This window comes from Parahoeflea alexandrii (assembly GCF_027214025.1).
GTDB lineage: Bacteria > Pseudomonadota > Alphaproteobacteria > Rhizobiales > Rhizobiaceae > Hoeflea > Hoeflea alexandrii_A.
Genome location: NZ_JAPWHB010000008.1, coordinates 121,807 through 136,297 on the forward strand (window position 1 = coordinate 121,807; position 14,491 = coordinate 136,297).

Annotated in this window: 12 protein-coding genes; 4 read left to right on the plus strand and 8 right to left on the minus strand. The window is 60.6% G+C overall.

The window, feature by feature from the left end:
• Positions 1–144: 144 nt before the first annotated feature.
• Entirely contained in the window at positions 145–939 is a 795-nt protein-coding gene (locus tag O4H62_RS23275; RefSeq protein ID WP_269391265.1) for a DeoR/GlpR family DNA-binding transcription regulator, read from the plus strand.
• 42 nt (positions 940–981) lie between these two features.
• On the opposite strand, the gene O4H62_RS23280 is transcribed toward O4H62_RS23275, so the two are convergent.
• The 8 genes from O4H62_RS23280 to O4H62_RS23315 form a co-directional block, all read right to left on the minus strand.
• A complete protein-coding gene (locus O4H62_RS23280) occupies positions 982–2,214 on the minus strand; it encodes an aminopeptidase P family protein (RefSeq protein ID WP_269391266.1) in 1,233 nt (410 codons plus the stop codon).
• A gap of 178 nt (positions 2,215–2,392) precedes the next feature.
• Positions 2,393–3,247 carry an ABC transporter permease gene (locus O4H62_RS23285; protein WP_269391267.1) on the minus strand — a complete coding sequence of 285 codons (855 nt, stop codon included), beginning with the start codon at positions 3,245–3,247 and terminating at the stop codon, positions 2,393–2,395.
• Positions 3,248–3,257: 10 nt separating this feature from the next.
• Positions 3,258–4,529 carry an ABC transporter permease gene (locus O4H62_RS23290; RefSeq protein ID WP_269391268.1) on the minus strand — a complete coding sequence of 424 codons (1,272 nt, stop codon included), beginning with the start codon at positions 4,527–4,529 and terminating at the stop codon, positions 3,258–3,260.
• A gap of 71 nt (positions 4,530–4,600) precedes the next feature.
• Complete coding sequence (locus O4H62_RS23295; RefSeq protein WP_269391269.1) at positions 4,601–5,728, minus strand: extracellular solute-binding protein; 1,128 nt, start codon at positions 5,726–5,728, stop codon at positions 4,601–4,603.
• Positions 5,729–5,817: 89 nt separating this feature from the next.
• On the minus strand, positions 5,818–6,912 hold the full coding sequence (locus O4H62_RS23300) for an ABC transporter ATP-binding protein (RefSeq protein WP_269391270.1): 1,095 nt from the start codon (positions 6,910–6,912) through the stop codon (positions 5,818–5,820).
• 523 nt (positions 6,913–7,435) lie between these two features.
• Positions 7,436–8,611 (minus strand): carboxylate-amine ligase, encoded by a 1,176-nt coding sequence (locus O4H62_RS23305; protein WP_269391271.1) that lies wholly within the window; start codon positions 8,609–8,611, stop codon positions 7,436–7,438.
• Between the two features lie 427 nt (positions 8,612–9,038).
• Positions 9,039–10,199: a cation:proton antiporter gene (locus tag O4H62_RS23310; RefSeq protein WP_269391272.1), complete on the minus strand. Its 1,161-nt coding sequence runs from the start codon at positions 10,197–10,199 to the stop codon at positions 9,039–9,041.
• Positions 10,200–10,301: 102 nt separating this feature from the next.
• The gene (locus O4H62_RS23315) at positions 10,302–11,390 is read right to left on the minus strand and encodes a polyheme membrane-associated cytochrome C (protein ID WP_269391273.1); all 1,089 of its coding nucleotides are present in this window, start codon (positions 11,388–11,390) and stop codon (positions 10,302–10,304) included.
• Positions 11,391–11,652: 262 nt separating this feature from the next.
• Here O4H62_RS23315 and O4H62_RS23320 point away from each other — a divergent pair, with 262 nt between their 5' ends.
• Genes O4H62_RS23320 through nqrC form a run of 3 tightly spaced genes read left to right on the plus strand, consistent with a single transcriptional unit; the run spans position 11,653 to position 14,490 of the window.
• Positions 11,653–12,882 (plus strand): hypothetical protein, encoded by a 1,230-nt coding sequence (locus O4H62_RS23320; protein WP_269391274.1) that lies wholly within the window; start codon positions 11,653–11,655, stop codon positions 12,880–12,882.
• Positions 12,879–13,697 (plus strand): RnfABCDGE type electron transport complex subunit D, encoded by an 819-nt coding sequence (locus O4H62_RS23325; RefSeq protein ID WP_269391275.1) that lies wholly within the window; start codon positions 12,879–12,881, stop codon positions 13,695–13,697. The genes O4H62_RS23320 and O4H62_RS23325 overlap by 4 nt, the downstream gene beginning before the upstream one ends.
• Positions 13,690–14,490 (plus strand): NADH:ubiquinone reductase (Na(+)-transporting) subunit C, encoded by an 801-nt coding sequence (gene nqrC / locus O4H62_RS23330; RefSeq protein ID WP_269391276.1) that lies wholly within the window; start codon positions 13,690–13,692, stop codon positions 14,488–14,490. The genes O4H62_RS23325 and nqrC overlap by 8 nt, the downstream gene beginning before the upstream one ends.
• Position 14,491: the final 1 nt, after the last annotated feature.

A 14,491-nucleotide genomic window follows, 5' to 3' on the forward strand; every position in this document is an offset into this window, starting at 1 on the left:
TAACCGCTTGATCCCACACCACGACCTAAACCTTGTCAATCAATTCTGTGGTTATTTTTTGCTTTGATGACCGGATTGTTTGGTTTTGATTGATAAGGAGGCGGTGATCGCCTAAAAATGGAGCAGTTCAACAGGGCTCTCCAGATGCTGTCCAAACGTCATACAGAGATCATGCGGATACTGGCTGACGAAGGCACGGTAACCATTTCCGGGCTCGCCAACCGGCTTGGCGTTTCGCTCGAAACCGTGCGCCGCGATGTGCGACCGCTGACCGAGAATGGATCGGTGCTGAAGATCCACGGCGCCGTGGGACTGGCCGGGCAGGTTGGCGAGGCGCCGTTTCAGCGGCGGATGCGGGAGAACGCGGATGCCAAGCGCCGGATTGCGCGGGCCATGGCGGAGCTGATTCATGATGGCGATTCGGTGATGCTCGACACCGGCACCACCACGAGCTTCGTGGCGCGGGAACTGCTTGGCCACAGGAGGCTCACCGTCGTCACCAACTCGTCCGATATCGCCCGGACGCTGGCGACGGTGAACGGCAACAAGGTCTACATGGCGGGCGGTGAACTCAGGAGCGATTCAGGTGCTGCGTTCGGGGTCTCGGCGATCGAGTTCATCGCCAGGTTTTCCGTCGCCCACGCGATCATTTCCGCCGGTGCGATCGATGCTGGGTCCGGGGTGATGGATTTCGATCTTGAGGAGGCGGAGTTCGCGCGGATGATGCTGTCCCGGGGAGCGCAGACCTACGTGGTGACCGATCACACCAAGTTCGGTCGTCGTGGTCTTGTCGAAGTGGCGGGGTTCGGTGCGATCGGCAATCTGGTCACCGATGAACCGGTGGCGGAAGATATCGGCGCGGCGCTGGCCACGGCGGGTACCCAGCTGATCCTTGCCGGGGCGGGGCCCGACAAGCCGATTGATACCGGAGAAGAGTGAAGCCGCAACGACTGCGGCTTCACCCAGGTTATGGTGTCGTCATTAGCGCCGGATGATCATCTCCTCCGGCCCGTAGGGGAAGTTGGTGATGTTTTCCGCACCGGTCTCGGTGATGATGAAAATGTCGTGCTCACGGTAACCGCCGGCGCCCGGCATACCTTCCGGGATCATGATCATCGGCTCCATGGAGACAACCATGCCGGGCTCGAGCACAGTGTCGACGTCTTCGCGCAGTTCCACCCCGGCTTCCCGCCCATAGTAGTGCGACAGCACGCCGAAGGAGTGGCCATAGCCGAATGAGCGGTATTTCAGGAGATCCCAGCCACGGTACATGTCGTTGAGTGCCAGCGCGATCTCGGAGCACTTCTTGCCCGGGCCCATCATGTCGGAACCGGCTTTCATCACGGCGCAGTTCTTTTCCCACAGATCGAGATGGGCATCGGATGCTTCTTGGCAGAACAGGGTGCGTTCAATGGCGGTGTAGTAGCCGAAGATCATCGGGAAGCAGTTGAGAGACAGGATATCACCGCGGGCGATCTTCTTGTTGGTGACCGGGTTGTGCGCGCCATCGGTCATGATGCCGGACTGGAACCAGGTCCAGGTGTCCATCAGTTCGACAAAGGGGAAGCTCCTGCCGATGTCGCGGACCATGGCGTGGGTGGAGGCGAGTGCCACTTCGTATTCCGGCACACCTTCGGCCACCGCCTCCATCACCGCGCGGGCGCCGACATTGCACACCCGCGTACCTTCGCGGATGAGCGCGTGTTCCTCGGCCGATTTCATCGTGCGCATCCACATCGAGGCTTCGGCGACATCGACGAACTCGACGCCCGGAAACGCATCGCCCAGCAGCTTGCGGAAATCGAGCGAGACGTGGTCGAACTCGATGCCGACGCGGCGGGCGTCAGCGGGGATGAGGGACTTCAAAGCGGCGAAGAAATTGTCCCGGCGCCAGTCGGAATAGATGATGTTGTCGCCGTGGCTGCGCCGCCAGGGCTGGCCGCCATCAATCCCTGCCGAGACGGTGGTTGCGGTGTCCTGCGTCAGAACGAAGCCGAACTTGCGGCCGAAATAGCAGTAGAGGAATCCTGAATAGTAGCAGATGCCCTGGTAGGAGGTGAAAACCGCGGCATCAATATCCTTGGCTGCGAGATGGGCGCGCATCGCGTTCTGTCGCCGGTCCATTTCGGCAGCAGAGAATGGCGACCATTCCTTGTCTCCGTTCTTCCACTGGAAGACGTGCAGCATGTCGTCGGTGCTGTTGAGATGTGTCATTTTGAGGATCGCTTCGTTTGGGCCTGATGGCCCGCGACCCTATTGCCGCGGACGTTGGCCTGGCCGGGAAGTGAAACCGGTGACATCAATATAGACCGCTTCTGAAAATCGAACTCCAGCGGAAAGGACATGAACTGGCCGTTCCGCGACACCATTCGAGATCCGGATCCCGGCCCGATCAGCCCGGGCTCAGGCCTCTCAGCCGCTCGGACCGCCGCCGCAGGAGCTCGAGGGTGGTCAGCAGCAGGATCGAGATGCCGACCAGGAGCGTCGCAACTGCGAGAATGGTCGGCGATATCTGCTCGCGCAGACCGGTGAACATCTGCCAGGGAAGCGTCTTCTGCGAGGCCGAACCGAGAAAGAGCACGACCACGACTTCGTCGAACGAGGTGATGAAGGCGAATAGCGCGCCGGAAATCACGCCCGGCAGGATAAGCGGCATCTGCACCTTGAAGAAGGTGGTCACCGGATTTGCGCCCATGGAGGCCGATGCCCGGATCAGGGAGCGGTCAAAACCCACGAGCGTGGCTGTCACCGTGATGATCACGAACGGTGTTCCCAGCGCTGCATGGGCCAGCACGACACCCCAGTAGGTGCCCTGCAGGCCGATGCGCGAATAGAAGAAGTACATGCCGGCCGCTGAAATGATCAGCGGCACGATCATTGGTGAAATCAGGATGGCCATGATTGCCGACTTGAACGGCACATGGCTCTGGCTCAAACCGATGGCGGCCAGGGTTCCGAGGCATGTGGCGACGATGGTCGCCACCGGAGCGATCGACACCGAATTCCACAGCGCCTGCTGCCAATCGGGATTGGTGAAGAAGTCCTGGTAGTGCTTGAGTGAATAGCCTTCGGGATCAAGCGCCAGCATCTTCGGTGTGAAGGTGAAGAAATTCTCGGCGTTGAAGGACAGGGGCATGATCACGATGATCGGGAAGATCAGGAAAAAGAAGATCAGGCCGCAGATCGCGCGGAACGTATAGTGCCAGGTGATCTGGGCTTTGGAGGCATAGGGTGGCAGTGCGGACATGGTGGCTCCCTCAACCCAGCTTCACATTGTCGATGCCGACGATCTTGTCGTAGACGTAGAACAGCAGCATCACCAGCGCCAGCAGGATGGTGCCGAGCGCCGCTGCCAGTCCCCAGTTCAGCGACGTCGATATGTGGTAGGCGATGCGGTTCGAGATGAAGATGCCGCTGGTGCCGCCAACCAGTTCCGGGGTGATGTAGTAGCCGATGGACAGGATGAAGACGAGAATCGCGCCTGCGCCGATGCCGGGAATGGACTGCGGAAAATAGACTTTCCAGAATGCGGTCCAGTCGTTGGCGCCAAGGCTCTTGGCGGCACGCACATAGTTCGGCGAAATGGTTTTCATCACCGAGAACAGCGGCAGGATCATGAAAGGCAGCAGGATATGTGTCATCGCGACAATGGTGCCGAACTGGTTGTTGATCATGATCAGCCGGTCGGCATCATTGACCAGTCCGATCCAGACCAGGAAGTCATTGACGACGCCCTGTTGCTGAAGCAGCACCTTCCATGCCGACGTGCGCACCAGAAGCGATGTCCAGAACGGCAGCAGCACGAGAATCATCAGCATGTTGGATGACCTGAGCGGCAGGCTGGCGAGCAGGAATGCGATCGGATAGCCGAGCAGCAGGCAGGACATCGTGATCACGATCGAGAGGAACATGGTCCGGCCGAAAAGGAACAGATAGATCCGCTCGTTTTCAGGCACCATTTCTATCCCTTTGGCCGTGCGATGCGCATCGACGGCGTTGAGAAAGTAGCCGTCCGTATAGGCAGGACTTGCCTGCTTGATCACAGCCCAGGTCTCGACCGTACCCCAGTCTTCGTCGACCTTGATGAATGCCTCCTTGTAGGGCGGCTGCATTTTTGTCGAAGGCCGTCCGGTCTTGCGGAAGAGACCCGACATGCCGGGTTCATCATAGTTCAGGCGCAAACCGAGCCGGGTGTGTTTCTTGTCCTTGAAAGCCTGGACAAAATCGGCGTGGAAGGCTGCGAACACTTCCTCGCCGGGCGCCTCGCCCGATGCAGGATCCCACTCCTTGAGCGCGACCACCGTCAGGGGAATGGTCTCCTCGACGATCTGGTTTTCCACGGAGCGGAACAGCATGTCCGCGATCGGCATGATAAAGCTCAGGACGATGAAGGCAAGCAAGGGCAGGATCAGCAGGAAGCTGCGGAGCTTTTCGCGCCGGAGCGCGCGGTTGAGCCTTTGTTTCAGGGGCGTTCCATCAGCAGCCCGCACGACGCCGTCACTGGCCGGGTCTGAAATTGTGCTGCTCATGGAATGCCCCTCATTCACTATCTTGATTGATGCGGCGGCAATGAGCCGCCGCATCAGGATTCAGCAAAGGCTTACTTGGCGAGCCAGGCCTGGAACTTCGCATCGACGTCGTCGGCATAGTTCGCCCACCATTCGATGTTGTTGACCAGGATATTGCCCATGTTGGCCGGATCGGTCGGCATGTGCGGCGCCATGTCGATGCCGAGCTCTTCATGCTTGCCGACGAGCGGTGCGGAGGAGGCGCGGGCAGGGCCGTAGGAGATGTACTTGGCCTGATCGGCGAGGCGCTGTGTATCGGTCGCAAACTTGAGGAAGTGCTTGACGCGGTTCAGACGATCCTCAGGCAAGCCGGCCGGGATGATCCAGCCGTCGAAATCGAAGACCTGATAGTCCCACAGCATGGCGACCGGCTGCTTCTGTTCTTCGATAACCGAGAAGAGACGGCCGTTGTAGGTCGATCCAATCACGATTTCGCCGTCGGCGAGAAGCTGCGGGGTGTCCGCACCGGCCGACCACCAGATCACGTCATCCTTGATGGTGTCGAGCTTGGCGAGCGCGCGATCAATGCCCTCGTCGGTTTCCATGACATTGTAGAGTTCGGCCTTCGATACGCCGTCGCAGAGCAGCGCCCACTCGATGTTCTTCTTCGGGCGCTTTTCCAGAGCGCGCTTGCCCGGGAATTTTTCAAGATCGAAGACGTCGCAGACCGAGGTTGGCGTCGCGCCGTTCCAGGCAGCCACATCGGTGCGGTAGCCAAAGGTGGTCGAGAACACGATCTGGGGGATGAAACAGCCGGAGATCAGCGATTCGCCGAAGTCCTTCGATGCAGGCGTCCCGTCGGGGGCCGCTGCAAGGTCCTCATCCGCGTTGATTTCCATGGCCAGGCCTTCGTCACAGAGGCGAACCGCATCCGGGCCTTCGACGTCGACCAGATCCCAGGTCACGTTGCCGGCTTCGTTCATGGCGCGGAGCTTGGCAACGGCCTCGTTGGATGATTCATCATAGATGAACTTGACACCGGTCATCGCTGCATAGGGATCCGAGTAGGCCTTGACCTGAGAGTTCTGGTAAGCCCCACCCCAGGAAACGACGGTCATTTCACTGGCGCAATTGTCACAGGCCGGGAGTTCGTCCGACTGAACCGGCGCTGCAAAGGTGAAGCCGCTGGCGGCGGCTAGAAGCAGTAGTCTGAGTTTCATGATATTCTCCCTTGAGTGAAGGTTTGACAGAGACTGCTCCGCCAAATCCGTTTTGCCGCAGTGCCTTTCGGTCACAGCAAAAGCCTGTGTCAGCCGACGGCATCGAGTGCCTTGCAATCGCCGGCGGCCCAGCCGATCGGGACGATGTCGCCGGCGGCGATTTTCCGGCGCTCGCCCCGGTTTCGAACCTTGACGACGAATTCGCTGTTTCCGGCGACACTCATGCGAACGCGGATGTGATCGCCGAGATAGATCAACTCCTCGATCTTGCCGTCGACCATGTTGTCCATGGGCTTTTCCGGTTGAAGCTCGACCCTTTCGGGGCGCAGCGACAAGGTGGTCTTGCTGCCGATACCCGCAATGTTGACCGGGTCTGCGCGCAGCTTGATGCCGCCGGCCACCTCGACCATGCATTCACCGCCGCCGATTTCAGTAACGTTGCCGTTGAGCTTGTTGTTCTCGCCGATGAACTGGGCGACGAACGAGTTCTGCGGGCTTTCATAGAGCATGTCAGGCGGAGACAATTGCTGGATCACGCCATCATTGAAGACGGCCACGCGGTCCGACATTGTCAGGGCCTCGGTCTGGTCGTGGGTCACGTAGACGATGGTCACGCCCAGATTGTCGTGAATGTGCTTGATCTCGTACTGCATCTGCTCGCGCAGCTGCTTGTCGAGCGCGCCCAGCGGCTCGTCCATCAGCACCAGCTCAGGATCGAAGACCAAAGCCCGGGCAACGGCGACGCGCTGCTGCTGGCCGCCCGAAAGCTGGGCCGGACGGCGCGACCCGAAGGCGCCGAGTTCGACCATGTCCAGCGCCCGCTTGATGCGGCTTTCCTGCTCGGACTTGTCCATGCCGCGAACCTGAAGCGGAAAGGCCAGGTTCTCCGCTACCGACATGTGGGGAAACAGCGCATAGTTCTGGAAGACCATGCCGATACCGCGCTTGTGCGGAGGGACATTGTTGATCGGATTGTCGTTGAGATAGATCTCGCCGTGAGTTGCCGGTTCGAAGCCGGCAAGCATCATCAAGCAGGTGGTCTTGCCGGAGCCTGACGGTCCAAGCATTGTCAGGAATTCACCTCGAGCAATATCGAGATTGAGGTTCTTTACGACGAGTGTTTCCCCGTCATAACTTTTCTGCACGCTGTCATACCGTACGGCTGCGCCCCGGTTCTCGCTCATAAGGTCCCCTGCCTGTTGCCGCTCGTCTTCGTGGATGAGCGTTGTCTCTAGGTCTTATCCTTATGAAAGCGATTGTCGCCACTGCTTGTAAAGGCAAAAATTCCATCCAGGTGAGGATTGTGCAAAAACGCCGGAAAATTGCTCCTAATGATGCAAAGAAGGGCAATTTGGTCCAGGTGCAGACAAAATTTTTATCAAAAGTTCAAAGGCGGTTCCCACGAACCTGCCAATGATTGCAACCGCCTTCCTCACAGCCCGGCTCCGCCGCAAATGACAATCGGTGACTTCGTTTGAAGAAAGTCTCGAGGAGACCCGGCATACGGATCAACTTGCGACACCTGAGTGCGAGGGGATATAGCTGCTGAGTGTGGATCCGGCCATGCATCCGGATGCCCGCGGTAGCGGCAATGATCCGCTTGTTCCGATTTCGGGGCAGATATTCCGGGGGGCGATGACCTGCGTCGTGCTGGGAGGGATCATCACGGGCACAGCACGGCAGCTGCATAGGAGCGTCAATCCCGGTTCAGGCCGATTGGCCGGTGACAAGTTCGGCGTTCCGGTGGGTCTCGAGCCCTGACGTGAACTCCTCGATCAGGGATTTGACGACCTCTTTCTGGGCTTCCTTGGTGCTGGCGCCGCCGGCGACCGCGGTTGCGTAGACAGAGCGTTGCCGGTCCGCGCTTGTGCCGGTTTCGACAATCCGGCGTGCTGACTGGACCTCGGACCAACAGCCAAGCGCGATCGCATCTTCGCGAACGAGCTCGATCAGTTCCTTGAGCAGGTCAGCGAAATCGACGACGGATCCCTTGCCGAAATCGATCAATCCGTTGGAGACGCCATAGCGCTGCGCCCGCCAGCGGTTTTCTCCGACCAGAAACCGGTCATGGATGCGCCATCTCTGGTTCTTCGTCCGCAGCCGCCACAGCATGTGCATGATCGACTGGGTCAGAGCGACAATGGCCAGCGTGTCATCCAGCCGGGGAGAAACGTCGCAAATTCGCGATTCCAGCGTCGGGAACCTGTCGGACGGGCGAAGGTCCCACCAGATCTTGGTGCAATCCTCTATCAGGCCTGTGTCGATGATGATCTGAACGGACCGCCGGTACTCGGACCAGGAGGAAAAACGTGGCGGCAAACCGGTTCTGGGTAGGTTGTCGAAGACTGTCAGCCGGTACGAATTCAGGCCGGTATCGTCCCCCTTCCAATAGGGCGACGAGGTCGACAGTGCCAGAAGATGCGGCAGGAAATAGGGGAACTGCGCCATCAGATCGATGCGGGTATCATCATCGTCAATGCCGACATGGACATGCATGCCGCAAATCAGCATGCGCCGGGCAACGCCGCCGAGATCGCGTTCGAGCTCGCGGTAGCGCTGCTTGTCGGTGAAGTGCTGCTTGTGCCAGTCGGCAAAAGGATGACAGGACACGGCAAGTGGCGCCATGCCGTAATTGCCGGCAATTCGCGATATCACAGACCGCAGGTGCGCCAGATCCCTGCCGGCTTCTGCGACCGTCTTGCAGACCCGGGTTCCGACCTCGATCTGGCACTGCAGGAATTCGGGGCTGACCTGCCCTTCAAGCTCCGCTGCGCAATCGGCCATCAGGGATTCGGGTGCGGCAACGAGATCGAACGTCTCGCGATCGACAAGCAGATATTCCTCTTCGACGCCGAGGGTGAAGCTGGGTCCAGAGTAGCTCATGGACGGATTTGAACCTGAAAATGGTGAAGGCGCAAGATGGGTCGGTGATCTGTTTGTCGAACCAGCTCGAGGGCTGTGCGGGCATCGGTGAATTGAACAAGGACACGACGTTCAGCCGTAGCTCGGCCATCAGTTCGTCAAACAGTTCCTGGCCATCACCGTAGCAGATCCAGCCCAACGCCTCGTTGCTCGACCAGCCAAAGCAAGGGCCGGTACCGAACAGCGATGCGGTCTTGGCCTTGCCGTACCAGCAGGCGGTCACACAGTGCGCTGCGTCGAGAACACCGTGGTGGACCGTGTCCTGCATCTTGAGGGCAGTCGTTGCGTTCCGGGGGATAGCCGGGGTGGCGAGAGCGGCGGCACCAGCAACAGCGGAGCCGCGCTGAAATCTCCTGTGATTGACTTCGCTTATGGTCGCACAGGACGGCTACTGCTTGCCGATGCGGCGAATGGCTATCTGTGTGAGAAAGGGACCGGCCAGTTCGAATGCAATGGTGCTGGCGACTGCGACGGCAAGCAGATCCTCGCCGATTTCGGGAAACCGTTCACTGGCAACCAGCGCCATGCCGATCGCAACGCCCGCCTGCGGCATCAGACCGAGGCCGGTCAGTCTGCTTTCGCGATGTGGCAGGCCCGCGAGGCGACCACCGGCCCAACCGCCGAGCAGACGGGCAAGGGCGCGCAGAATGAAATAGGCGAAGCAGATATACCCGACTTCAGTCAGGTTGCCGGTTTCCAGCGATGCTCCCGCCATGACGAAAAACAGCAGCATGAAAGGCCATTCTATGCGCTCGATCTCGTGAAATGGCCGCTCATGGTGGCGGGCAAGATTGACGATGGTTGCACCGCAGACCATGCCCGTGAGCAGGAACGAGAATCCGAAATGCAGCGCCAGACCGGCGCATAGAAACACCAGGCCCACCGCCTCGATCAGCGTTGGTTCGCCCGGCCTTATCCGTCCTGTCAGAAATGCCGCGGGCAAGCCGATTGCCAACCCAAGCGCGATGGCTCCACCGACCTCTCGCCCGCCATGCACCATTGCCACCAGGGCGTCCTGGTCGGCCATGATGCCGGCGAAGGTCAATGCCATCGAAAAGGCCAGCAGGCCCCAGGCATCGTCGATGGCAACAATGCCAAGCAGGTTGGTGGCAAAGCGTCCCTTGGCGCCAGCCTGGGTAATGACATCATGCGTGGCGGCAGGATCGGTGGCGGCGGACATTCCGCCCAGTAACACCGCAATTGCGACCGGCAGTCCGATCAGCCAGAGCCCTGTCGCGACAACCACGACCGAAACCGCGACCAGCGTCAGCGATATGATCATGATCTCGCGGCCATGGGTTTTCAATGTTTCGGGGCTCAGCGTGCCGCCGAGCAGGAAGGCCACCATCGTCAGCGCCGTCGGGGCATAGAACTCGTTGGATTCATTGAAGCTGCCAGGCAGCAGGTCCATGACCGGCGGACCGATGATGGCGCCGAGCAGGATCAACAGGGTGACGCGGGGAACATGGACGATCCGACCGATCTTGTCGAGCAGAAGGCCGGCCAGAAACAGAACGCCGACCGCGATAAGGACGTCAGAGTTGGCCATTGTCACTCACCCGACACGATGCGGTTTCCTGCGGACTGTCATGATCAATCGCCAGCCCGGCAAACAGGTTCCGGGCTGGTGATTGCAAGGTTATGGCTTCCATCAGGGCCGTGTCATGCCGGCCATGTCGACCGCGGTGGCCTTGGATGCCAAGTCCTCAAGGCTGTCATAGGCGAGTTGAATGGCGTAGCGCGGATTGTGCGCATAGGCACCGGGCTCCTTGGCCAGGAACTGGTAGTTGTAGGCAGCGCGCAAAAGCCGTGGCGTCCAGCTCTTGTAGCTGTTGGGGAACTTGGCTTCGTCGGGGTCAGCCGTGCCGTTTCCATTCAGGTCGTTGAAGAAGTAGGGATAGGCGTGACTGTCATAGGCCACAGGCTTGCCGCTCACGTCCTTTGCATAGAGCCGGATAGCGTCGCCGAGCTTTTCATGCAGGGTGCTGATTTCGGCGCCGATGCCTTCTGTGGCGTTGCCGTCGCCATCGACATCCGCCGGAGTGGTGCGTATGTCGCGCACGGTTTCTGCGCCCTTGTGGCAGGTCACGCATTGATCGATGGCGACGACCTTGGTCGTGTGCGGATTGTGGCACGTGGTGCAGGTGTTGAAGTCGGGCACGTGCGCAAAGCGCTCGGCGTAGGCCTTGCCTTCATACTGGTAACCGCCGCGAACCGAACCGCCGAACATGGTTGCTGCCGAGGCGGCGTAATGCACATTGACGAAGCCGAGATCGCCGTTGACGGTGTCGTCCTCCGCGCCTGCGATCGCCGCATTGACGCTGTCGCTTGAAGCGCGGCCCTGGTGGCAGACCATGCAGATCGCCGACGGGCTGGCTTCCGTCATGACTTCCCCCGATGGGAAGGTGATCTGTTTGAGATCATGGGCCGCCTGGTTGTGGCAGGCGACGCAATCGACCGAGGAGCCGATTGATGCCGGGGCATCCACCTTGCCTGCCGCCGATCCGTCAGCGCCAAGGAAATCGAGCATTCCGGACGAGGAATGACATGTGGCGCAATCCTCTGGTACCGCGCCTTCCTTGTTCCAGTGAACGAAAGCTTCGGCTTTCCTGTCGCCGTGCGGCGAGGCCATCCAGCTTTCGACGATCGCAGTGACGGGTGATGTTTGCTGCGCCTGGGTGACCGGGATGCCGACAAAGACCAGTGGCAACAGGGATATCAGGGTACGGATGTAGGACATGGCAGACCTCCAGCGGTTCAGTCAAATTGGCTTTGCGGCAATTCGGGATGCTCTTCTTGTGCCGTGATTATGACGTCGGATCGCGCGCCCGCATTGATCTCGCTCAATGGATGTCCGGTCTCATCCTGATAGGGTTTCCCCACGAAGGGTCTAGGGGCTCTGGTTGTGTGTTCAATGCAATGGCCCGATTCGTGGCAATCAGGCTGATGAAACAAGGTGGTGTCGGAAAGTGTTGCCATGGTTCAGGACTGAACATGCGCGGTTGCCCGAACAGACGGTCCATGATGGAGCGCCTGTCGGACGGATCGCCTTGCTGGGTGCCGATCTGCCCGGCCTGCGGCCGAAACTGCTTTGTGAACAGGGCAGCCGGATCAAGCGTGGCCAGGCGGTGTTTCATGACCGCGCCCATCCGGAAGTTGTTTTCGCCTCACCGATTTCCGGTGTTGTCGAATCGATCACACTCGGGCCGCGCCGCAGCCTGTCGGCTCTGGTGATCCGCCGGGAGACCGGGCATCATGAGCCGGATCCGGTCAAGATGGCCATGTCGTCGGCCACCGCGGTGCGCGCGGCACTTCTGGCGAATGGCTTCTGGCCTGCTTTCCTGACTCGCCCCTTCGGCCGCATCCCGGCTCCCGACGCCGCACCGGAAGCGATCTTCGTCACGGTGACCGCCGATAATCCGCATGCGCCCGATCCCAGGGTGGTGCTTGCCGGGCAGCATGAGGTGTTTGCGGCGGGTCTGAAGGCGCTGGCCCTCCTGACCGACGGGACGGTGCATGTTTGCCAGTCGCAGGGGGCGGATATCGCGGCGGGGCTTGGCGACCGCATTCGCGGCGCCTTCTTTTCCTCTGGCGCCGCTTCCGGTCTTGCCGGAACCCATATTCACCGGCTGCATCCGGTCGGCTGGGGCCGGTCGGTTTGGAGCATCGGTTATCAGGATGTGCTGTCGATCGGAAGGCTGATCGAGACCGGTATTCCTGATTGCAGCCGCGTTGTCGCCATTGTGGGTCCGCGGGCAAAGCAACCGAGATTGCTCAGGACGGTTGCTGGGGCGAGTCTGCAGGAGTTGATCCGCGAGGAGACCGTGACGGGCACCGGTGGTGCTCCGCTTTGCGTGCTTTCCGGGTCGGCGGAAAATGGACGCAAGGCTTCCTGGCTCGGACGTTACCACCATCAGATTACCCTGCTTGATGATGCACCCAAGCCTGTCAATACTCCGGAACGAGGGGTGATGGCACGTTTCCGGCGGGCTTCCTCAATGCCCGCACCGCTGGTTCCCACTGCAGCACTTGAGCGTGCGCTTTCCTTGGATGTTCCGGTCGTGCCGTTCCTGCGCGCCCTGAGCGTTGGCGACGCGGAAACCGCCAGCCGTCTGGGATGCCTGGAAATGGTCGAAGAGGATCTGGCGGCCGTCTCGCTTGCCTGCACCAGCGGCGCGGATTACCGGCGGATGCTGCGCCATGTGCTCGATGAACTTGCGGAGGATGCATGACCGGCTGGCTCCTCGATTCCCATCTCATGCAACAGCGCAGCGGATGGACACCTGCGCGGGTTACGCTGGCCCAGTTGGTTGCGTTGGTCGTGCCCATGGGCGTAAGTCTGGCCGAGCGCGGGTCTGCGCAAATAGCGGTGCTGGTCACCGCGTCGATTACCTGCCTGGTCTGGGAGCTCGCCTTTGATCTGATCCGTGGCCGATCCCTGAGCTTCCACACGGTGACGACTGCGCTGATTGTATCGGTTCTGGTGCCGGCGACGGTGCCGCTCTGGCAGATCGCCATGGCCGCGAGCTTCGGGGTGGTGTTCGGCGAACTGGTGTTCGGCGGAAGGGGCTATGGAATTGTGTCGGCAGCCGCCGCGGCAGCCGGATTCCTGGTGTTTTCCTTTGCCGGTGCCGGCTTGTCCGAGCCGAGTGAATCCATGGCGCTGGCAACCCTACCGGGCGCCGTGCTGCTGCTTTGGGGCGGACTGATATCCTGGCGCGTACTGGCATCCGCGGCTGCCGCGCTGATCGCCGCGGAACTTACCCGGCAAGGGGCGAGCGGGCTGCCAACGGTTCTGGCAACCGCCCCGTTCGGGCTTGTTTTCCTCGTCTCAGATCCCGTAGCTGCCGCGTCCACGCAATGGGGCCGCTGGGTGTACGGTGTTCTGGCCGGGCTGCTGATCGTGCTCTTCGATACGCTTGCAGGGTCCGCGATCGCGCCGGCGGCCATCGTGTTCGCATCGCTTCTTGCAAGCCTGTTTGCACCGCTGATTGATCATGTCACGGTAACGCTGATCGTCGGACGGCGGGGGAGGCGGCATGGCTGAACTGTTGTCACCCATTCGAAAATTCTTCGCCCGCTCGAATGACGATCTGGTCAAGATCATCGGCATGGCAGTCCTCGTCGCGCTGGTCTCGTCTGCGGCGGTGTCGGTGACAGCGGTCATGTTGAGGCCCTACCAGGAGGCCAACCGGGCGGCCGAACGGCAGGCACGTATCGACCAGATGCTCGATACGCTGCCGGGCATGCGTGACCTGATGATGGAATCCGGGGTCGATACGCTGGAAACGCGGCTGGTCAACCTGGACGACGGCAGTTTCGCGAGCGGCGAGGATCCCGCCGGTTTTGATCTCGAAGCGGCGCTGCAGGACCCGGACGCCAGCGTAGCACTTGATGCAGAGGCAGACATTGCCGGCATCAAGCGGCGGGCCAACCAGTCGCCTGTCTATCTGCTGCAGAAGGATGGCGACCTGAAGCTGATCGTGTTGCCGGTCTATGGCGCCGGATATCAATCCACCATTCGTGCAGCTTTGGCGATCGAGGCGGATCTGACCACCATTGCCGCGCTGGCGATTGTCGAACAGGGCGATACGCCCGGATTTGGCGCCCGGATCGAGGAACCGGAATGGCTGGCGCTCTGGCCTGGCAAGAAGATTGCCGACGAGACCGGAACTGTCCGCATCGAACTGGTGCGTGGCGGGGCTTCCACGCCCTATGAAGTCGACGGGATTTCCGGCGCGACGCGCACCAGCAACGGGATCACCAACATGTTGCGGTTCTGGCTGGGGGACAAGGGGTTTGGCCCGTTCCTGACCAGGCTCAGGCAGGAGGGTCTCTAGG